This window comes from Streptomyces sp. Ru73 (genome assembly GCF_002920575.1).
In the GTDB taxonomy this organism is placed as follows: domain Bacteria; phylum Actinomycetota; class Actinomycetes; order Streptomycetales; family Streptomycetaceae; genus Streptomyces.
The window spans coordinates 22925-42494 of sequence record NZ_PQSQ01000006.1 but is presented as its reverse complement, the minus strand read 5'-3'; the positions used below and the strand labels follow the sequence as shown (position 1 = coordinate 42494).

At 73.8% G+C, this 19570-nt stretch carries 18 protein-coding genes; 4 read left to right on the top strand and 14 right to left on the bottom strand.

What is annotated here, in order from left to right:
* Window positions 1-107: 107 nt before the first annotated feature.
* The 6 genes from C3486_RS04360 to C3486_RS04335 all read right to left on the bottom strand — a co-directional run bounded on the left by C3486_RS04360 (window position 108) and on the right by C3486_RS04335 (window position 6046).
* Entirely contained in the window at window positions 108-1673 is a 1566-nt protein-coding gene (locus C3486_RS04360) for an amidase (protein WP_103831213.1), read from the bottom strand.
* The gene (locus C3486_RS04355; protein ID WP_103831212.1) at window positions 1670-2881 is read right to left on the bottom strand and encodes an MAB_1171c family putative transporter; all 1212 of its coding nucleotides are present in this window, start codon (window positions 2879-2881) and stop codon (window positions 1670-1672) included. Before C3486_RS04355 ends, C3486_RS04360 begins: the two co-directional genes overlap by 4 nt.
* A gap of 12 nt (window positions 2882-2893) precedes the next feature.
* The gene (locus C3486_RS04350; RefSeq protein WP_258052589.1) at window positions 2894-3475 is read right to left on the bottom strand and encodes a hypothetical protein; all 582 of its coding nucleotides are present in this window, start codon (window positions 3473-3475) and stop codon (window positions 2894-2896) included.
* On the bottom strand, window positions 3472-3972 hold the full coding sequence (locus C3486_RS04345; RefSeq protein ID WP_103831211.1) for a hypothetical protein: 501 nt from the start codon (window positions 3970-3972) through the stop codon (window positions 3472-3474). The genes C3486_RS04350 and C3486_RS04345 overlap by 4 nt, the downstream gene beginning before the upstream one ends.
* A gap of 65 nt (window positions 3973-4037) precedes the next feature.
* Window positions 4038-4772: a response regulator transcription factor gene (locus C3486_RS04340; protein ID WP_103831210.1), complete on the bottom strand. Its 735-nt coding sequence runs from the start codon at window positions 4770-4772 to the stop codon at window positions 4038-4040.
* Window positions 4773-4777: 5 nt separating this feature from the next.
* Complete coding sequence (locus C3486_RS04335) at window positions 4778-6046, bottom strand: sensor histidine kinase (RefSeq protein WP_103831209.1); 1269 nt, start codon at window positions 6044-6046, stop codon at window positions 4778-4780.
* Between the two features lie 176 nt (window positions 6047-6222).
* Between C3486_RS04335 and C3486_RS04330 the strand changes: the two genes are divergently transcribed.
* Entirely contained in the window at window positions 6223-8769 is a 2547-nt protein-coding gene (locus tag C3486_RS04330) for an ABC transporter permease (protein WP_103831208.1), read from the top strand.
* A gap of 85 nt (window positions 8770-8854) precedes the next feature.
* On the opposite strand, the gene C3486_RS04325 is transcribed toward C3486_RS04330, so the two are convergent.
* Window positions 8855-9781 carry a D-alanyl-D-alanine carboxypeptidase family protein gene (locus tag C3486_RS04325; RefSeq protein WP_103831207.1) on the bottom strand — a complete coding sequence of 309 codons (927 nt, stop codon included), beginning with the start codon at window positions 9779-9781 and terminating at the stop codon, window positions 8855-8857.
* A gap of 194 nt (window positions 9782-9975) precedes the next feature.
* Window positions 9976-10389, bottom strand: coding sequence for a hypothetical protein (locus tag C3486_RS04320; protein ID WP_146074956.1), 414 nt, complete (start codon window positions 10387-10389; stop codon window positions 9976-9978).
* 378 nt (window positions 10390-10767) lie between these two features.
* Here C3486_RS04320 and C3486_RS04315 point away from each other — a divergent pair, with 378 nt between their 5' ends.
* Entirely contained in the window at window positions 10768-11988 is a 1221-nt protein-coding gene (locus tag C3486_RS04315) for an MFS transporter (RefSeq protein WP_103831205.1), read from the top strand.
* 46 nt (window positions 11989-12034) lie between these two features.
* Here C3486_RS04315 and C3486_RS04310 read toward each other — a convergent pair whose 3' ends face one another.
* Window positions 12035-13030: a LacI family DNA-binding transcriptional regulator gene (locus tag C3486_RS04310; RefSeq protein ID WP_103831289.1), complete on the bottom strand. Its 996-nt coding sequence runs from the start codon at window positions 13028-13030 to the stop codon at window positions 12035-12037.
* A 242-nt stretch (window positions 13031-13272) separates the two neighbouring features.
* On the opposite strand from C3486_RS04310, the gene C3486_RS04305 reads away from it, so the two are divergent.
* Complete coding sequence (locus tag C3486_RS04305; protein ID WP_103831204.1) at window positions 13273-14289, top strand: Gfo/Idh/MocA family protein; 1017 nt, start codon at window positions 13273-13275, stop codon at window positions 14287-14289.
* A gap of 55 nt (window positions 14290-14344) precedes the next feature.
* Here C3486_RS04305 and C3486_RS04300 read toward each other — a convergent pair whose 3' ends face one another.
* The 4 genes from C3486_RS04300 to C3486_RS04285 all read right to left on the bottom strand — a co-directional run bounded on the left by C3486_RS04300 (window position 14345) and on the right by C3486_RS04285 (window position 18314).
* Window positions 14345-14800: a PPOX class F420-dependent oxidoreductase gene (locus C3486_RS04300; RefSeq protein WP_103831203.1), complete on the bottom strand. Its 456-nt coding sequence runs from the start codon at window positions 14798-14800 to the stop codon at window positions 14345-14347.
* Window positions 14801-14826: 26 nt separating this feature from the next.
* A complete protein-coding gene (gene metK / locus C3486_RS04295) occupies window positions 14827-16038 on the bottom strand; it encodes a methionine adenosyltransferase (protein ID WP_103831202.1) in 1212 nt (403 codons plus the stop codon).
* Between the two features lie 177 nt (window positions 16039-16215).
* A complete protein-coding gene (locus C3486_RS04290; RefSeq protein ID WP_103831201.1) occupies window positions 16216-16956 on the bottom strand; it encodes a class I SAM-dependent methyltransferase in 741 nt (246 codons plus the stop codon).
* A gap of 68 nt (window positions 16957-17024) precedes the next feature.
* Window positions 17025-18314, bottom strand: a complete 1290-nt coding sequence (locus C3486_RS04285) for an MFS transporter (protein WP_103831200.1) — start codon at window positions 18312-18314, stop codon at window positions 17025-17027.
* 161 nt (window positions 18315-18475) lie between these two features.
* Between C3486_RS04285 and C3486_RS04280 the strand changes: the two genes are divergently transcribed.
* Window positions 18476-19042, top strand: a complete 567-nt coding sequence (locus C3486_RS04280; protein WP_103831199.1) for a PadR family transcriptional regulator — start codon at window positions 18476-18478, stop codon at window positions 19040-19042.
* Here the strand turns inward: C3486_RS04280 and C3486_RS04275 are convergent.
* Entirely contained in the window at window positions 18969-19556 is a 588-nt protein-coding gene (locus tag C3486_RS04275) for a TIGR00730 family Rossman fold protein (protein WP_103831198.1), read from the bottom strand. The two genes, C3486_RS04280 and C3486_RS04275, sit on opposite strands and share 74 nt — an antisense overlap.
* Window positions 19557-19570: the final 14 nt, after the last annotated feature.

Sequence of the window (19570 nt, the reverse complement as noted above, 5' to 3'; positions counted from 1 at the left end):
GGCGGACAGCACAGAGGGCCCCGGGTCTCCCCGGGGCCCTCTGTCGTGCGGGCCCGTCCTGCCCCACCCCCGTGGAGGCCGGACGGACCCGGGTCAGGTGCCCCCGTTCACGCGGTGAACGAGGGTGGCCGCACCGGCTCGGGCAGCAGCCGCGCCAGGTGCTTGGCCAGGTCGAGGACCGTGCGGTCGGCCAGGTAGGGACCGATGATCTGGACGGCCAGCGGCAGTCCGGCGGCGGTCCGCCCGGCGGGGACGACGACGGCCGGCAGCCTGACGTGGCCCGCCATGTTCAGCCAGGCCGTCTGGTCGAAGTACGGCCGCCGCTCCCCGTCCACGGTGATGTACCGCTGCGGGACCGGGGTCGCGGTCTGGTCCTCCACTGCCGCGGTCGGGGTGGCCGGCGTGATCAGCACGTCGTGGCGCGCGAAGTAGTCGGCCCAGCGCACGCGCAGCTTCTCGCGCTCCTCGTTGGCGCGCAGCCAGTCGCGGTGCCGCATGGTGCGCGCGTGCAGGTACAGGCCGTTCGGGTCGTCGGCCGGGGTCTTCTCCGCGGCCTCGACGTCGGCGGCGAACCCCTCGTCGGTGGCGGTCGCGCTCGCCGTGGCGTACATGAGGCGCTGGAACAGCTCGTCGCTGTCGGCGAGGTCCACCGGGCGGGCGGTGTCGTCGACCGTGGCACCGGCGGACCGGACCAGCCCGGCGACCCGGTCCAGCAGCTCCCGGGTGTCCCGGTCCACGCGGCAGTACGGGTCGTCGCGCCAGACGCCGATCCGGTAGTCCCGCAGCCGCTTGTGCCGGGGCGCCGGGAGGTCGATCCTCCAGGCGGCCGCGTCGGCCGGGGCCGGGGCCGCGAGCACGTCCAGCAGGACGTCGAGGTCCTCGGGGGTGCGGGCGATCGGGCCGAGGGTGTTCATGTCGGAGCTGGTGAGCCAGCCGGGCGGGCGCGGGATGTGGCCGCGGGTCGGCACGATGCCGAAGCTGGTGCGCAGCGCGTACACCCCGCAGTACGCGGCCGGCAGGCGCAGCGACCCGGCGAGGTCCGAGCCGACCTCCAGCGCGGTGAGGCCGGCGGAGACGGCGACGGCCGGGCCGCCGGACGAGCCGCCCGCCGTCCTGTCCGCGTCGTACGGGTTCTTCGTCTTGCCGAAGAGCGGGTTGGAGGTCTGGATGTCCTGGCACATCGTCGGCACGTTGGTCTTGCCGACGATGACCGCGCCGGCCGCGCGGAGCCGCGCGACGGCGTCCGCGTCCCGGTCCGGCACATGGCCTGAGAGGTCGGGGGAACCGCTGGTGGTGCGCATCCCCGCCGTCTCCAGCGCGTCCTTGACGGTCATCGGCAGGCCGTGCAGCGCGCCCAGCGGCCTGCCGGTCGCGGCCAGGTGGCGGTCGGCCTCGTCGGCGGCCGCGCGGGCGCGGTCGGCGTCCAGCGTGACGACCGCGTTCAGGCCGGTGTTGGCCCGGGAGATGTGCCGGAGGTACTGCTCCAGCAGGGCCCGGCTGGTGACCGTGCCCCGGCGCAGCGCGGTCAGCTGCTCGTGCGCGGGCGCCAGGTACAGGTGCGCGCCGGTGGCCTTGGGCGCGCGGGTGCGCGTACGGGCCGCGGCCGGGGTGACGGCGGAGGCCGCGGCGGCGACGGCCGCCGAGGCGGTGAGCAGGGTGCGGCGGAGGATCACGAGCGGGCTCCCGAAATGGTGCCGGCGGGGACGGCCGGGCTCGCGGACGGCGGGACGAAGTACGCGGCGACGCGCTGGAGGTGGGCCAGTTCGTCCTCGGTGGTGTCGAGGGGCAGCTCCGCGTCGGCGTACTCGGCGGGGGCCGCGGCCGGCTCGTCGGCGCGGTGGCGCAGGAGCGCGGCGCTGATCTGGTCGGCGGTGACGGCGGCGGCGAGGTCGGCACCGGTGAGGCCCTCGGCCGCGCGCCGGGTCTCGGACTCGGCGCGTGCTGCCGGGTCGAGGTACCGGCGCAGCAGCTTCTGGCCCTGGCGGATCTCCACGCGGCGGCGCAGCAGGGGGAAGTGCGCGCTGCGGCCGCGCAGCAGCTCGCCGCGGTGGGAGGCCGGGCGGCGCAGCGTGATGCCGGGGTCGGCCTGGTCCAGCGCGGCCCACAGCCGGTGCAGCCGCCGGTACTGGAGGTGCGCGGTGGTCCAGTCGCGGGCGGCCGCGGTGCGGCGGGCCAGCGTGGGGAGGAAGTACCCGATCTGGGTGAGGGTGGCGCCGATGTCGCCGCAGGCCCAGGCGAACGGGTCCAGCTGCCGGACGCCGAAGCCGGCTTCGGCCCCGACGACCGCGCCGATGCGGATGGTGCTGTACCCGAGGGTGATGACCGCGCCGACGGTGATGAGGCGCAGGCCCCAGGCGATCGACGGGCGGCTCGCGGTGCGCGCGTACTTCCAGCAGGACCGGGCGAGGTAGCACTCGGCGACGGTGTACGTGCCGAAGTACAGCAGCACGTACGCCTGGTAGAAGGGGTCGTGCGCGTAGTACGTCGCGAAGTCGGCGGGGCGCGTGGTCGCCGGGGTGAGCAGCGCGAACAGCACCGCCATGCCGGCGATGACGGCGGCGGCCGCGACGAGCAGGGCGCGGCTGCGGCGGCGGGCCTCGGCGGCCGGCTTCGACCAGTACGCGAGGACGGTGGCCTGGAGCGCGAAGACGAGGATCACGCAGCTCTGGGCGAGCGGGACGGAGGCGTTGGTGCCGAGGATCCCGTCGATGCGCACCCACACCCAGGTGAGGGAGACGGCGTAACTGATCGCGGAGAAGCCGTACGTGAGGGCCAGCGCGACCAGGGCGCGGTCGCGGCGGCTCCGGCCGAGGTCACGGAGGAGGAAGAGGAACCCGGTGCCGGCGATCGCCAGGCACAGGGGGTGGAGTATGTCTTTCACGGTCCGGTCCGGTCAGCGCAGCAGCGTACGGGCGATGGGATCGGCTTCCCCCGCGGTGCGGGCGGCCGCGGCGCGGGAGGCGCTCACGTGCTCCTGCAGCAGGGAACCGAGCATTTCGGCTTCGAACTCCTCGGGTTCGTTGTAGCGGGTGCGGCCCAGGACGAGCTGAACGGTGCGGGGGTCGATGCCGGTGATCAGACCGCCGAGGTCCCCGGCGCCGGCCGGGGTCGTGCCGCGGTGCCGCTTGAGCATGTGCGCGAACTCGTGGCCGACGATGATCTCGGCGTGCGCGCGGCTGATGCCGGTGTCGTAGAAGACGTAGTCGGTGGTGTCGGTGGCGAGCCACATGCCGCAGGGCGCGGTGGAGTCCAGTGCGTCGGGGTCGGCGGGGTCCGGGGTGAAGGGCATGAGCCGGAGCGACCGGCCGGACCGTTCCTCCATGAACGGCACCAGGTCCAGGACGCTGTCGACGGGCGGGAGGTCCAGTTCCGCGACGAACGCCCGGCTGCGGCGCTCGACCTCGTCGGCCGTGCGGTCACGACGGCTGCGCCACATCCGGCTCCCCTTCCACTTCGGCACTCCGCTGCCCTTCACGACGAGTCCTCCCCCGGGCCGCCGGGCAGCCCTTCGGACTCCCGCACGGCGTCGATCGCTTCGAGGACCTTGCGGCGGCTGGTGTCGGACAGTCCCATCGCGCGGAGGGCGATCTCCCGCACGCCCGCTTCGCTGAGCTTGCGGAGCAGCGCGAACTGGTCGGCGACCTTCCGCGTGATCTCGTCCTCGACGAAGTAGCCGGCCTCCACGCCGAAGAAGCGCGCGAGGAGCGGCACCAGGGTGATCGTCGGGGTCCGCTCCCCCTTGCGCAGCATGCCGATGTAGGCGCCGGTGAAGCTGTCGTCGCCGTAGGAGGAGATGGTCCGCGCCACGTGCGCGTTGCTGAACTCCTTGGCGCCCGGGGCGCGTACCCGGTCGAAGAGGAAGTTCAGCCGGTCGGCGAACGGAGCCCCCGGGCCCGGCACGGGCACGGCACCGGAGACCCCGGAGTGCTCCTCCGGCGTCCCGTCCTCGGCTCTGTCGTTCACTGCGGCCACGTACGTCTCCCTCTCGATCGCCCTAAACTATAGTTGACGATCGGCAGGACGGAAGCCCGGGTTCCTCAGTCGCCGCCGCAGAGGCCGTTTTCCCAGGCCCAGGCCGCGATTTCGACGCGATTGCGGGCGGCGAGCTTGCGCTGGATGCTGCCGAGGTGGGTCTTGACCGTGGAGAGGGAGACGTACAGCTCGGCGGCCAGTTCCTCGTTGGTACGGCCACGGGCGACCAGCCGGGCGACGTCCGTCTCGCGTGGGGTCAGCGGCTCGGCCGGGCGGGCCGGCCTCCGGGGCCCCACGGCCCCCGCCGCCTCCGCGGCCGGTGCGGGCTTCGGCGTGCGCGCGGGCCCGGATTCCGGGCCCGCGGCCGCGCCCCGCGGGGTCATGTGCCGCAGCAGGCGGACCGTGATGGAGGGTGAGATCAGGGCGTTGCCCGCGGACGCCGCCCGTACGGCCTCCACGAGGAGCGCCGGGGAGCCGTCCTTCAGGAGGAAGCCGCAGGCACCGTTGCGCAGCGCCCGGTAGACGTACTCGTCCAGGTCGAAGGTGGTGGCGATCAGCACGTTCAGCGGGTCGGGAACGCCCGGGCCCGCCAGGAGGCGGGTGGCCTCCAGTCCGTCGAGACCGGGCATGCGGATGTCGAGCAGGCACACGTCGGGGCGCAGCCGCCGGGCCTCCGCCACGGCCGTGGTGCCGTCCGCCGCCTCGGCCACGACCTCCATGTCCGGCTGGGAGGCCAGGATCATGCGGAAGGCGGAGCGGATCATGTCCTGGTCGTCGGCGAGGAGCACCCTGATCGTCATGGCAGTCAGGGTCGCAGAGGCTCATCGGTACGGGCCTCGGCGGACGCGGGCGGCAGGGGGAGGTCGGCGCCCACCGTCCAGCCGCCGCCGGCCACCCGGCCCGCGGTGAGCCGCCCGCCGAGCGCCTCGGCCCGCTCCGCCAGCCCCATCAGGCCGAACCCCGGCCGCCGGCCGTCGCGGACCGTCTGCCCGTGAGCGTCCCGGTCCGTCGTGACGCGGCGTTCGCCGGGCGCCGGCCGGCCCCGCCCGTCGTCGGTCACCGCCACCCGGAGCCGCCGCTCGGTGCCGTCCTCGTGCAGCCGGACGTCGATCGTCACGCCGGTCGCCCCGTGGGCGTGCTTGCGTACGTTGGTCAGCGCCTCGCGCACCACGTGCAGGACGGTGGTGCCGATGCCGGGCGGCAGGCCGCGGTCGGCGAGCCGGGGGTCGAGCGTCAGCGTGGCGGCCGGGCCGGCTGCGGAGAAGCCGGCGGCCAGTTCGCGCAGTCCGCCGAGGTCGCCGGCGGGGCGGGTGGCGGCGGGCCGGACGGGGTCGCGCAACACCGAGACCATGCTGCGCATCGAGTCCATCGCCTGCGACCCGGCCTGCTCGATGCCGGCCAGCATCCGGTCCAGCTCGGCCGGTTCGGGCGCGTTGCCCGCCGCGGACGCGAAGCGCACGGCCTTGGTCTGGGCGATGATCGCGGTGACGTGGTGGGCCACGAAGTCGTGCAGCTCGCGGGCGTACTCCAGGCGCTGCTCCTGCAGCCCGGCCTCGTGCTCACGGGCCCGGAGGGTGTCCAGCAGCCGCAGGTACAGGCCGAGGGCCACCATGAGGAGCGCGCCGAACCAGGTGGCGGGCAGGACGAAGTCGGCCACGGTGCTCCACTGTTCGGCCGACAGCCGCAGGAAGATCACCGTGGTGGCGGCGGTCGCGCCGGCCGCCACCAGCGAGGCGGGAAGCAGCGGCCGCTGCCACAGCGCGCGGGCGATGAGCAGCAGCAGGGCGCAGGTCTCGAGGAAGCCGTAGGTGACCTCGGCGCGCTGGGCGAGCTGCGTGTTCACCAGCGTCACCAGGCAGGACGCCGTGACGGCGGCGAGGGCGGCCGGGGTGAAGCGGTGGCGGGGTACGGCGAGCGCCGCCAGGGCCAGTCCGCCGGAGGCGACCCAGGCCGCCGCCAGTGGCACGGAGCCGGTGTCCAGCCCCTCCAGGACCAGGCCGGTCAGCAGCAGGCCCGCCACCAGGCAGCGCACGGCCTGCCGCAGCCGGGGCCGGTCACCGAAGAAGTGGTTCATGGCACGGCACGCTACGGGTCGCGGGCCGCCCGTCGCCTCGGCCATTCGGCCGAGTGGCCGCGGAACGGGTCGGCGTTCCGGCCGATCCGCCGGGCCTCCGGAGCGTCCGATGATCGGTCGGCAGGCGCCGGCGAACGGCCGCCGCCCCGTTCCGCTCCCCCACCGAAGGCCCTTCGATGCTCCGTACCGCCCTGCGCTCCGTCCGGCGCCACTCGACGCGTTTCGCGCTGCCGTTCCTCGCCGTGCTGCTCGGCGTGGCCTGCGTCAGCGGGTCCCTGCTGTACGGCGAGTCCGTACGGCGGGCGACGACCGAGGCGCAGACGGCCGCGCGGCCCGACGTGTCCGTCGAGGTCCGCCCCGGCCCGGACGCCGCGCACGACGCGGCCGGGCCGCCGCGGCCGGACGAAGAACTGCGGCGCCGGCTGGCCGCGCTGCCCGGCGCCGCGGCGGCACGCGGCACGCTGGAGGGCCGGGCGCTGCTCGTGGGCCCGGACGGCGAGCTGGTCGGCCCGCCCTCGGCCGGCGGGGGCGTCGGCTACGTACCGGACCGGCGCGGCACCGACCCGCGCTATCCGCTGACGGCGGGGCGCGGCCCGCGCGCGCCCGGCGAGATCGCGCTCGACCGGCGGTCCGCCGGCCGGACGGGCTACCGGGTGGGCGACTCGGTACGCGTCATCGTCAACGGGCACGTCCGCGGCGTCCGGCTGGTCGGCGTCTTCGCCGCGCACGATCCCCGGCTCGCCGGCGGCGGTACCCTCACCGCGTTCGACACCGCAACGGCCGCCCGGCAGTTCGCGCCCGCGCCCGGCGCCTACGCCTCCCTCACCCTCACCGCCGCCCCCGGCACCTCGCCGGACGTGCTGGCCGCGCGCGCCGCGAAGCTGCTGCCGGCCGGTCTCCAGGCCGTCCCCCGGGCGCAGTTGGACGCCGAGGCCGCCGCGAGCCCGGACGCCAGGAAGATCGGCACCCTGCTGCTGGTCTTCGCCGGCATCGCCCTGCTGATCTCCGGCTTCCTGGTCGGCAACACCTTCGCCATGCTCAGCGCCGCGCGGGCCCGCGAGCACGCCCTGCTCCGCGCGGTCGGCGCCACCCGCGCGTACGTCCTGCGGCTGGTGCTGACCGAGGCGGCGCTGCTCGGCACGGTCGCCTCCGTCGCCGGGTATCTCGCGGGCATCGGCGTCGCCGCCGCGCTGGGCGGCCTCTTCGGTGCCACCGGCGACGTGACCACCACCGCCGCTCCCCTGCAGCCCCTCTCCCCCGCCCCGCTGCTGGCCGCTTTCGGCGTCGGGGTCGCCGTCACCTGTCTCTCGGCGTACGTGCCCGCGCGCCGGGCCGCCGCCGTGCCGCCCGTCGCGGCGCTGCGTACGTCCGTACCGCCGACCGGTGCCTCGCTGCGCCGCCGCAACCGCGCGGGGTGCGCCGTCACCGCCGCCGGCGTGCTGCTCGTGCTCGCCGCCACTGGCAGCACCAACCTCTTCGCCGTCGCCGTGCCGGTGCTGCTCGCCGGGCTGATGCTGCTCACCCCGCTGCTCGCGCCGGCCGTCACCCGGCTGCTGCGCGCCCCGATGGCCCGGCTGGCCGGCGTCCACGGCACCCTCGCGCTGGCCAACGTGCGCCGCAATCCCCGGCGTACGGCCGCCACCGCCATGGCACTGACCGTCGGGCTCACCCTCGTCAGCGCCGTCACGGTCGCCCTGTCCTCGCTGAGCGGCATGGCAGCGCGCGAGGCGGCGGCCGGAATGCCGGCCGAACTGCGCATCACCGCGGTGGACTTCGCGGACATCGGTGACGACACGGCGGCCCGCGTCGCGCGGCTGCCGCACGTCGCAGCCGTCACCCCCACCCTCGACGCGCCGCTGCGGCTCGCCGGCGACTCCTTCCTCCCGGCCATCGGCGTCGATCCCGGCACGGTCGGCCGGATCGGCGGCCTCACCGTGCGCGCGGGCTCACTGGACCGGCTCGACGAGGGCATCGCCGTCACGGCGGAGACCGCCGCCGCGCACGGCTGGCACGTCGGCGACCGGGTGACCGGAGTACCGGAACAGGCCGACGGGACGCGCGGGAAGCGGGCCGAGCACCGCGTCGTCGCGGTGTACGACGGGCCCGAGGCGCTGTCCCCCGCGCTGCTGCCGCTCAGCGCCCTCCCCGGGGCCGGCCGCACCGGACCGGGCGGGCTCTCCTCCGACGCCCTCACGTCCGTCCTGGTGACGGCCGAACCCGGTCAACTCGGCACCCTCGAGCGGCAGATCAGGAATACCCTCGGCAATCCGGCACTGCTCGTCCAGGACCGCGCCGACGCGGCACGGGAAGCCGCCCGCGCCTACGGGCCGCTGCTCACCACCCTGTACGCGATGCTCAGCGTCACCGTGGTGATCGGTGCCCTGGGCGTGGCCAACACCATGGGCATGGCCGTCGCCGAGCGGTTCCGGGAGATCGGCATGCTGCGCGCCATCGGCCTGGACCGGCGGGGCGTCGGCCGGCTGCTGCGGCTGGAGTCGGTGGTGGTGTCCCTGCTGGGCGCGGGGCTCGGGCTGCTCGCCGGCAGCGCGGTCGGCGCGGTGGCGGTAGCGAGCCAAGAGGGCGCGGTACTGACCATGCCGTGGGGCCGGCTACTGCTGTGCGGCGTTGCGACCGCCGTGATCGGGGTGCTGGCCGCGCTGGTGCCGGGGCGCCGGGCCGCCACCGTACCGGTCCTCAAGGCGCTCGGTACGGACACCGAGTGAGCGGTGCGGGCCGGCTTCGTGGACATGCGGAGGGCGCGGGCCTTTCGAGCCCGCGCCCTCCGCTGCGTCCGTCGATCCCCGTGGATCAGTCGCGCTGTGCGTCCGCCGGGAGCTTGCGGAGCTTCATGTCCTCGGCGGTGTCCGAACCGAACCCGTAGTCCAGGATCTTCGCCGCGTCGGTGTACCGGTCCTTGTCGTTCAGGACCGTGCCGATCAGGGTCTTGCCGTCCCGGGTGGCCGAGAAGACCAGGCAGTCGCCGGCCGGCGTGGTCGTGCCGGTCTTGATGCCGGTGACCCCGTCGTAGGAGCCGAGCAGCTGGTTGGTGTTGGCCCAGGAGTAGTAGCGCGTACGGCCGTTGGCCGCCGGTGCTTCGCCCTTGTACTCCTTGGCCGCCACGATCGTGCGGAACGCGTCGTGCTGCATGGCGTGCTGGGCCAGCTTCGCCAGGTCGAGCGGGCTGCTGTTGTCCCCGTCCGCACCGTCGAACGTGGTGAACTCCGTCTTGCCGAGGTGGAGTTCGGCAGCCTTCGCGTTCATCTGAGTGACGAAGGACTGCGCGCGCTCGGTGGGGGTGGTGCCGGTGCCGAAGGTGTCGGCGAGCGCGTAGGCGGCGTCGGCGCCGGAGGGGAGCAGGGCGCCGTACAGCAGCTGGCGGATCGTCAGCTTGTCGCCGGTCTGCAGGTCGGCCTGGCTGGAGCCGTGCTCGGTGACGTAGTCGCGGTACTCCTGCTTGACGGGCACCCGGCGCTCCAGGTCGACGCCCGGCGTGTCGAGTACGACGTCGGCGAGCATGATCTTCGCCGTGCTGGCCATGGGGCGGGCGGTGTCCGCGTCCTTGGCGAAGAGCGTCTCACCGCTCGTGGCGTCGACCAGGGCGGCGCCCTTGGCGGCGACGGCCGGCGGTTCGGGCGCCGCCACGGCCTGGGCGACGAAGGGAGAGGCGGCGAGCAGTGCGCCGCCGAGCGCTGCGGAGAGGAGGGTCTTGCGTGTGGTCAGTCTTGTGGGGGCCAAGAAGGAACGCTCCGTATTCGTCGTGCTTTTTCATGGCTGGTGCGCAAGGGACCCATGAGACACAACGAGGTCCCCTACGGAAAACGCCACGGCACGGCCGGACGGTTGCCTCTCCTCAGCAACGACTCGTCAAAGAATGCGCGCGGGCAGCACGCACATCCGCGCCGCACACCCTTTTATCCGTTTCTTTTCGTTCATGTCCCGGACGGCGGGGATTGCGGCGGAGTGGCCCCTGTGGTCGAGCCGTTGGGGCAGGCCCTGATCAGCCGCAGACCAGCACTCCGGAGCGGCGCCAGGTCGGGCCTGCGGCCCTGGTCGAGCGCCACCCGTACCTCGTCCGCCGCCTCGCGCACGGCGAGCGCGGCCTGCTGCACCTCGGCGCCGGAGGACCGCTCCGTGAGCCGGTCGACCGCCTGGTCCAGGGCGTTGACCGAAGCGGTCGCGTCCTGGTCGAGGGCGGACTCCAGCACGGAACGCTCCAGATTGCCGATGGCGTCGGACACCGCGAGCGCGAACTTCGCGCACCCGACGGCCCGGTCCTCGCCCTCCGTCCTCTCGCACCCCGCGAGGAGTACGACCGCCAGCACCACCACCACGGCACTCGCCATCCGCCGCATATCGTCACGCCCCTCCGGTGAACCGTCCGGTGAGCCACAAGAAGCCTCGGGAAAAAGCGCGGCCGCCGCTTTTCCGAGCCGGGGCCGGGCCCCGGACACGGAGCCATTCCGGGGACACCCCGAATCCAATGCCCCGGAAACCCCCGATCCAGCACCTTTCCCGCGAATTGGCGCGATGCGCACCCCGCACTTCCGTCCGCCGACCGGAATTCGGCCGCAGGAGCTTCCACAATACGAGACAGTACGTCTTGCCATACGGATTCAGGCGTACGTTGGACGGTCGTCGGGCCCGGGCACCGGGGGTGCGGGTACGGCCCGGCGGCCACCGCACACTGTCCGACTCCGACCGCAGCACGAGGAGCACGCGCCATGGCTTCGCCCACCCCGTCCGCCGGGCCCGCCGCCGCACGAGAGGACACCGCCGCCGCTCAACACCCGGGCCGGCGCTGGCTGATGCTCGTCCTGGGCACAGCCGCGCAGACGGCGTCCTTCGTCTTCGTGTACGGCGTGCCCTACCTGGTGCCCACACTGCGCGCCGACGACGGCCTGACGCTCACGCAGTCGGGCGTCCTGGTGGCGTGCCCGACGGCCGGGCTGCTCCTCACCCTCGTCCTGTGGGGCGCCGCCGCCGACCGGTACGGCGAGCGCCGCGTGCTGGCCGGCGGGCTGGGGCTGATGACGCTCGCCCTGCTCGGCGCCCTGCTGGTGCACGGCCCGGTGTCCTGGGGCGCGATGTTCGTCGCCGCCGGCGCGGCCGGGGCCTCGGTGTCGGCGGCCAGCGGCCGGGTGGTGCTGGGCTGGTTCCCGGCGGAACAGCGCGGCCTGGCCATGGGGGTGCGACAGACGTCCACCCCGCTCGGCATGGGCCTGGCGGCCCTGGGGGTGCCGCCGCTGGCCGCGGGCAGCGGCGTCCTCGGCGCGCTCGGCTTCGCCGCCGCGCTCACCGGCGCGGTGACCGTACTGGTCGCCCTGTTCGTCGCCGATCCGCCCCGGCCCGCTTCCGCCGCGCGGACCGGCGTACGCGCCGCGAACCCGTACCGCGACCCGCGGCTGTGGCGGACCCACGGCGGCAGCGCGCTGATGGTGTGGCCACAGTTCACCGCGGGCGCGTTCGGGCTGGTATTCCTCACCGACGTACTGCACTGGTCGGCCACGGACGCCGGCCGGCTGATGGCCGTGGGACAGCTGACGGGCGCCGTCTGCCGGATCGGCGCGGGCAGGTGGTCGGACCGGGTCGGCAGCCGGCTGCGCCCGATGCGCCAACTCGCCCTCGTCGTCGGCATCCTGTCGCTCTGTCTGGCCGCGTGCGCACTGCGGCCGGGCTGGGCCGCAGGGGTGGTGCTGGTGCTCACCTGCGGGCTGTCAGCGAGCACCAACGGCCTGTCGTTCACGCAGGTCGCCGAGGTGGCAGGCCCCGACTGGGCAGGGCGCGCCATGGGCGTGCAGAACACCGGCCAGAACCTCACCGCTTCGCTCACCCCGCCGGTCACCGGCGCCCTCATCACCGCCACCGGCTACGCGCCCGCCTTCGTCCTCGCCGCCGTCTGCGCCCTCGCGGCCACGGTGGTCACACCGCCCGAAGCCCGCTGAAACCCGTCACCGGGCTCGTGCCGTACGCGGTGGTCCGCTCACGGGCTCACTCCGTACGCGGCGGTCCGCTCGTCCCCCGTACGACCAGCTTCGGGTCGATCACCGCCTGGCGCGGCTCCAGGCCCTCGCCCTCCAGGCGTTCGACGGCGAAGCGCACCGCGTGCTCGGCCATCAGGGCCGCGTCCTGCCGTACCGTCGTCAGCCCGACCGGCATCACATGGGAGAGGTGGCTGTCGTCGTACCCGACGACGGACAACTCGCCGGGCACGTCCACGCCCGCCCGGGTGAAGGCCATCAACAGCCCCATCGCGCACCGGTCGTTGCCCGCGAGCACCGCCGTCGGCAACGACCGGCCCCGGTCGCGCTCGGCGAGCAGGAGGCCGCCGGCCGCGATCCCCGCGTCCTCGTCGTGGGCGCCGGGGATGACCCGGATGCCGTCGGCCAGGCCGTGCCGGCGCATCGCGTCCCGGTAGGCGCGCCGCCGCTCCGCCGAGCCGGACTGCCGGCCGCCGTCGACGTGCACGATGTGCCGGTGGCCCAGCGCGACGAGGTGGTCCATCGCCTGCCGGACGCCCTTGCCCTCGGCCGTGTGAACGCTGTCCACGTACGCGCCCGGCACCCGCCGGCCGACCGAGACGGCCACCGTGCGGTGGCCCAGCGCGTCCAGTTCGGCGGTGCCGGACGCCGCGCCCAGCAGGATCAGCGCCCCGCAGCGGTGGCTGATCAGCGCCTCGATCGACTTGGCCTCGGCGCGGCCGGGGGCGTTGGCGGAGAGCAGGATCTCGTATCCGCGGCGCTCGGCCTCCGGGTAGAGGCTCTCCACGAGGTCCGCCTGGAAGGGCTGGTGCACGGTGAAGAGCACGCCGAGCGTGCGGCTGCGCCCGCGCGCGAGGAGCCGGGCCGCGTTGTCGGGGTGGTAGCCGAGCTCGGCGGCGACCCGCAGCACCCGGTCGCGGGTCTCCTGGCCAGCGCCCGGCTGGTTGCGGAAGACGATCGAGACGAGTGCCCGGGACACGCCCGCCTTCGCCGCCACGTCGGCCATCGTGGGGCGCTGCTTGCCCGCTCTGTCCACCCGAGAACCGCCCTTCGACTCCGCCCCACCCTATGGCCGGGCACGCGGACCCCCGGCAACCACCTCTTGACATGACATTTGCGCAAGGCTCATCGTACTCGCCTAGCGCGCGCTAGTAGAGCGCGCTAGATAATTCCGTGGTGACCGGGGGCCAGGCAGTCCCCGTACGCCGCCGCCGGCACCGGGCCGGGGACTCCGAGAAGGGAACTGCCATGACTGTGCGCGTGGGCGTCATCGGCGCCGGCTGGATCGGCCGGGAACACATCCGCCGCCTCACCGACGTCGTCACCGGTGCCGAGGTCACCGCGGTCACCGACATCGACGCCGCACGCGCCGAGGAGGCAGCGGCCACGGCCGGCGCCCGGGTGTACGCCACCGGCGCCGAACTGGTCGCGGCGGACGAGGTCGACGCCGTACTCGTCACCTCGTGGGGACCCACCCACGCCGAGCACGTACTCAGCGCGATCGCCGCCGGCAAGCCGGTGTTCTGCGAGAAGCCGCTGGCCACCACGGCCGAGGACTGCCTGCGGATCGTCGAGGCCGAGACGGCGCACGGCAGCCGCCTGGTGCAGGTCGGCTTCATGCGCCGCTACGACCGGGGCTACCGGCAGATGAAGGAGGTCATCGCGGCCGGCCGGATCGGCGAGCCGCTGGTGGTGCACTGCGCCCACCGCAACCCCACCGTGCCCGAGTCCTACACCTCCGACATGGCCGCGCTCGACACGGCGGTGCACGAGATCGACGTACTGCGCTGGCTGCTCGACGACGAGATCGTCTCCGCGCAGGTCGTCACGCCGCGTGCCACGAGCAAGCGGTTCGCGCACCTGAAGGACCCGCAGATCATGCTCTTCGAGACCGCCCGGGGCGTCCGCATCGACCTGGAGGTCTTCGTCAACTGCCAGTACGGCTACGACATCCAGTGCGAGGCGGTCGGCGAGGAGGGCCTGGTACGGCTGCCCGACCCGGCCTCGGTGGGCCTGCGCACGGCCGGACAGCACAGCACGACGGTGCTCACCGACTGGGTGGGCCGCTTCGCCGACGCCTTCGACACCGAGTTCCGCGAGTGGATCGCCCGGCTCGCCGCGGGCGAGGCCCCCACCGGCCCCTCCGCATGGGACGGCTACGCCGCCACCGTCATCACCGCCGCCACCGTGGAAGCCCTCGAATCGGGCCACGTCATCCCCACAGCCCTGAAGCCCCGCCCGGCGTTCTACGGGGGCGCCGGGTAGGACTACGGGGGCGCCACGCAGGGCGCGCGCCTGCGGCCGGGCACACCGCCGCCGCTCACTCCGCGATGCCCACCTGGGCCACCACCTTCTCCACCCGCCCCCGGACGAGGTACTCGCCGGGCATCGCGTTCCGGCGGCCGTAGGTCTCGGCGAGGTCCGGGCCCATGTACCGGGCGCCGAGCCGGGTCGCCCAGGCGAGCAGCGCGGACGGCGTGGCGTCCAGGGTGGCCGCGCCGCTGAGCTGCACGTAGCTGTACGGTGCCGTCTGCTCGTCCACGCAGAGGCTGAACCGGCCGGTGCGCCGCAGCGCGCGGGCCTTCAAGGACTCGCCCCAGACCGTGAAGACCACGTCGACGGCCGTCCCGTCCCCGGTGGTGCCGGCCCCCTCGTCGAGCAGGAACCAGACCGGGGTGACGTGGGGATCGCCGTTCGCCCGGGTCACGGCCAGCTTCCCGGTGCGGGTGCCGGTCCTGACGAAGGCCTTCCATTCGGCGTCGGTCATGGTGTGCATGAGTTCGCTCCTCGGGGGTGGTGCCGTCACAGGTGGTGGGCGGCCTTCCGGAGGAGGTCCACCCGGTCGGTGCGTTCCCAGGTGAAGTCCGGGAGTTCGCGGCCGAAGTGGCCGCTGACGGCGGTCGGCGCGTAAATGGGACGCAGCAGGTCGAGGTCGCGGATGATCGCGGCGGGGCGGAGGTCGAAGACCTCGGTGACGGCGCGCTCGATGCGGGCCTGGGAGACGGTGGCCGTGCCGAAGGTCTCCACGAAGAGACCGACCGGCTCGGCCTTGCCGATGGCGTAGGCCACCTGGACCTCGCAGCGCCGCGCCAGTCCGGCAGCGACGACGTTCTTGGCGACCCAGCGCATGGCGTACGCGGCGGAGCGGTCGACCTTGGACGGGTCCTTGCCGGAGAACGCGCCGCCGCCGTGCCGGGCCATGCCGCCGTACGTATCGATGATGATCTTGCGGCCGGTGAGCCCCGCATCACCCATGGGGCCACCGATCTCGAAGCGGCCCGTCGGGTTCACCAGCAGCCGGTAGCCGTCCGTCTCCAGGTCCAGGCCCGTCTCCGCGAGCTCCTTCAGGACGGATTCGACGACGTGGACGCGGATGTCCGGCGCGAGGACGGCGTCCAGGTCGAGCCCTGCCGCATGCTGCGAGGAGACGACGACGGTGTCCAGGCGGACCGGCTTGCTGCCCAGGTACTCCACGGTGACCTGGGTCTTTCCGTCGGGACGGAGGTAGGGCAGGGTGCCGTCCTTCCGCACTTCGGTGAGCCGGCGCGAGAGGCGGTGCGCGAGCTGGACCGGCAGGGGCATCAGCTCGGGGGTCTCCCCGCAGGCGTAGCCGAACATCAGGCCCTGGTCGCCGGCGCCCTGCCCGTCCAGCGCGTCCGTGTCCCCGTCGACCCGCTTCTCGTACGCGGCGTCCACGCCCTGCGCGATGTCCGGTGACTGCGCGCCGATCGAGACGCTCACGCCGCAGGAGGCCCCGTCGAAGCCCTTGTCCGAGGCGTCGTAGCCGATGGCGAGGATCTTCTCGCGGACCAGCGCGGCGAGGTCGGCGTAGCCGCGCGTCGTGACTTCCCCCGCGAGGTGGACCTGGCCCGTGGTGATCAGCGTCTCCACGGCGACCCGGGACGCCGGGTCCTGGGCCAGCAACGCGTCGAGGACGGTGTCGCTGATCTGGTCGGCGATCTTGTCGGGGTGGCCCTCGGTGACGGATTCGGAGGTGAAGAGGCGGCGGGACATGGCGCTCCATGGGGTTGCGGCGGCTGCCGGCTCGGGGGGGGGGGGGGTAAGACGGTGCGGTGCGGGGGGAAACCGGTGGGTGGAAGCCGGAGTGCTCCGTCGCGGGGGTTCGCGGAGCACTCCGGCGGTCTGCGGGTGCCGGTGGGGGTACTGGCTGGTGACCGAGGCGCGCCCCGCCTACGCCGCGCGGCAGCGCAGCAGTTCGAGCGTGGGGTTGGCGCGCCAGTCGTCCCAGTAGGCGTCGCCGAAGGCGGCGATGCCCTCGGGGGCGATGTGCACCGGCTCCCAGCTGATGTCCGTGAAGCCGGCGGCCGTCAGGGCGCTTTCGTACACGTCACGGCGGGGGAAGTGCGCGGTGATCGTGACGGGCGGGTCCAGGAGCGCGGTGATCGAGGCCCGGGGGCCCGCCTCGGCCTGCTCCTCGAACTCGTGCAGGAAGCCGTACTTCCGGGTGGACGGGCCGTCGAAGCGGTAGTCCGGGTTCTGGGTGAGGGTGAGGAATTCGCCGCCGGGTGCGAGGGCGCCGCGTACGCCCTCGCACATCCGCTTCATGGCGGTGCCGCTCTCCGCGTAGTTGAGCAGGTACGCGGCGGTCACCAGGTCGAAGGGGGCGTCGGGCAGCGTCATGGCGGCCACGTCGGCGACCGCGTAGCGCACTCCCGCCGGCCGCTCCCGCTCGATGGCGCGGGCCGCGTCGATCATGGCCGGTGAGATGTCGACGCCGAGCACGTCGGCGGCGCCCAGCGCCTTGATCCGCCGGGTGTAGAACCCGGTGCCGCACGCCAGGTCCAGGACCGAGCGCCCGATCACGTCGTCCAGCATGCCCAGGAAGCTGGGGAGTTCGGAGTACCTGATCATCGGCAGCGACTTGAAGCCCTCGTAGGCCACGCCGATCTCGTCGTACTGGTCAACGCTCATGTGGATTCTCTCTTCTCGGGCCGCAGGGGGCCCGCGCGGGCCGTGGCGTGCGGCGTGGGATGCGGCCGTCAGGCGGAGGCCCCGTCGGCCGGTACTGCTGCGGTGCGCCGGGCGCGGAGGGCGACCAGGGCACCGATCAGGGAGAGCAGGACGATGGCGGCTCCCACGTAGCCGAGCGTGTTGACGGCCGTGCCGGAGTCGAGGAGCCGCGAGCCGGTCCAGGAGCCGGCGGCGTTGCCGAGGTTGAACGCGGAGGTGTTGGCCGCGAGCACCAGGGTCGAGCCGCCGCCCGCCGCGCCCAGCGCCCAGGCCTGCAGCGGCGGTACGAGCGCGCCCGAGGCCAGGCCGATCAGCAGGACGGCGGTCACGGTGGGCACCGCTGCGCCGGCACCGAAGCCGATCAGCAGGAGCATCGCGGCGAGCACGGCGAGCATCCCGGCGAGCGTGCCCCGCAGGGACCGGTCGGCGAGCTTGCCGCCCAGCGCGTTGCCGATGAAGCCGCCGAGTCCGAAGACGAAGAGCATGGCGGCGGACACGCCCTCGCTGAAGCCGGTCACCTGGCGGAGCAGCGGGGTGATGTAGCTGTAGAGCAGGAACCAGCCGGTCTGCGAGACGACGGTGACGCCCATCGCCCACAGGACCTGGGACCTGCCGAGCGCGCCGACCTCGGCGCGGAAGGACACCTTCTCGCCGCCGCCCAGGCCGTTGGGCACCAGGAAGCCGATGGCCAGCACGCCGATGACGGCCGCGACCGCCACCGTCCAGAAGGTGGCCCGCCAGCCCCACGCCTCGCCGATGACGGTGCCGAGGGGGCCGCCGAGCACGGTCGCCAGCCCCAGACCGCCGGCGACCCAGGCGATGGCCGACGCCTGCCGTCCGGGCGGCGAGAGCCGCACGGCCAGCAGGATGCTCGCGGCGGCGAAGGTGCTGTGGGTGAGCGCGCCGATGGTCCTGGCGCCCATCAGGATGCCGAAGGTCGGTGCCAGCGCGCCGAGGACGTTGGCGACGCCGAAGACCGCGAGCAGCGCGAGGGCCAGGGTCTTGGGGGCGACCCGGGCGGTGAGCACGGTGACGACGGGGCCGCCGACGGCGACCGCGAACGCGTACGCGCTGAGCAGCTGGCCCGCCGTCGCCACCGTCACGTGCAGGTCGTGGGAGACGTGGAGGAGCAGCCCGATCAGGGCGAACTCCGCAGAGCAGAGGGCGAAGACGGAGAGCGAGAGCGCGAGCAGCGGTACGACGGAGAACCGCTCGGCCGCCGGATCGGCAGCCGTGGCGGCGGCCGTGGGCTGCGCCGGGCCGCCGGCCCCGTCGTCGGGAGCCAGGGCCGTGGGTTGCGGATTCGATGAGGCGGACAAGGGGGTGACCTCCTAGCCATGAGACCGGCCGCGGTCGCTCGGACCGACCGTCGTTCCCGGCCTGCGCGTATGTCGATGCGATCTATTCTGTGAGCTGAGTATGTCGCCAGCTATGTATGTCGTATCGACCTATGGCGAGTCTAGTCGTATGCTCGTGAGCCATGTCAAGCACACTGGATCTGGCCGTCCTGGGCTTCCTGCACGAAGAGCCCCTGCACGGATACGAACTGCGCGTCCGCCTCGCCCGGCTGACCGGACACGTGCGCGCGGTCAGTCAGGGCACGCTCTACCCGGCGATCAAGCGCATGGAGAAGGCCGGCCTGCTGCGGCGCTCGCCGGAGCAGGGGGCAGCGGCGGCGCCCCGCCATGTGCTGACCCTCACCGGGCAGGGCGAGGAACGGCTCATGGAGCTGCTGCGCAAGCCGGAGGAGCCGTTCATCACCGACGAGAACCGCTGGTTCGTGCTGCTGGCCTTCCTGCGCCACCTGGCGGACCCGGCGGCGCAGGCGGAGGTCCTCCAGCGGCGGCTGGACTTCCTGAACGAGCCCAGCAGCTACTTCTACGAGGGCGACCGTCCGCTGCGCGCCCAGGACATCGACGACCCCTTCCGCCGGGGCGTGCTGACCATCGCGCGGGCCACCTCGAAGGCCGAGCTCAGCTGGCTGCGGCAGACGCTGACGGAGCTGACCAGCGCGGCCGGGGCGGAGTCCAGTTCCGGACGGTCGTGAACAGGTCCTCCGCGGTACGGATGGGTACCAGGGACCGGCTCTCCTCGTCGCTCATGAACCCGTAGTTGGCGGTCTTGAGCGCCAGCGAGACCAGCCGGTTCCAGTACCCCTCGGTGTCCAGCAGCATCAGCGGCTTGCGGTGGTGGCCGAGCACCAGCCCCGCCCACACCTCGAACAGCTCCTCCAGGGTGCCCACCCCGCCGGGCAGCGCGACGAAGCAGTCCCCCAGCTCCGCCATCAGCGCCTTGCGCTCCTGCATGGTGTCCACCACCCGCAGATCGGTGAGGGAGCCGTGGGCCACTTCCGCGTCGACCAGGGACTGCGGGATGACCCCGGTGACCTTGCCGCCGTGGGCCAGCGCGGCATCGGCGATCACCCCCATCAGACCGACGCTGCCCCCGCCGTAGACGATCTCGCAGCCCTGCCGGGCGAGCCCGGCCGCGAACCGGCCCGCCTCCTCGGCGAAGACCGGACGGTTGCCCGGCGCGGAACCGGCGTACACCGTGACACGCATATCTGACCTCCTCG

Excerpts from the sequence above, each read along its gene's own strand:
- metK (WP_103831202.1), bottom strand. The coding sequence starts at position 16,038 with ATGTCCCGCCGCCTCTTCACCTCCGAATCCGTCACCGAGGGCCACCCC.
- C3486_RS04320 (WP_146074956.1), bottom strand. The coding sequence starts at position 10,389 with ATGGCGAGTGCCGTGGTGGTGGTGCTGGCGGTCGTACTCCTCGCGGGG.
- C3486_RS04330 (WP_103831208.1), top strand. The coding sequence starts at position 6,223 with ATGCTCCGTACCGCCCTGCGCTCCGTCCGGCGCCACTCGACGCGTTTC.
- C3486_RS04310 (WP_103831289.1), bottom strand. The coding sequence starts at position 13,030 with ATGGCCGACGTGGCGGCGAAGGCGGGCGTGTCCCGGGCACTCGTCTCG.
- C3486_RS04280 (WP_103831199.1), top strand. The coding sequence starts at position 18,476 with ATGTCAAGCACACTGGATCTGGCCGTCCTGGGCTTCCTGCACGAAGAG.
- C3486_RS04305 (WP_103831204.1), top strand. The coding sequence starts at position 13,273 with ATGACTGTGCGCGTGGGCGTCATCGGCGCCGGCTGGATCGGCCGGGAA.
- C3486_RS04335 (WP_103831209.1), bottom strand. The coding sequence starts at position 6,046 with ATGAACCACTTCTTCGGTGACCGGCCCCGGCTGCGGCAGGCCGTGCGC.
- C3486_RS04315 (WP_103831205.1), top strand. The coding sequence starts at position 10,768 with ATGGCTTCGCCCACCCCGTCCGCCGGGCCCGCCGCCGCACGAGAGGAC.
- C3486_RS04290 (WP_103831201.1), bottom strand. The coding sequence starts at position 16,956 with ATGAGCGTTGACCAGTACGACGAGATCGGCGTGGCCTACGAGGGCTTC.
- C3486_RS04340 (WP_103831210.1), bottom strand. The coding sequence starts at position 4,772 with ATGACGATCAGGGTGCTCCTCGCCGACGACCAGGACATGATCCGCTCC.
- C3486_RS04300 (WP_103831203.1), bottom strand. The coding sequence starts at position 14,800 with ATGCACACCATGACCGACGCCGAATGGAAGGCCTTCGTCAGGACCGGC.
- C3486_RS04275 (WP_103831198.1), bottom strand. The coding sequence starts at position 19,556 with ATGCGTGTCACGGTGTACGCCGGTTCCGCGCCGGGCAACCGTCCGGTC.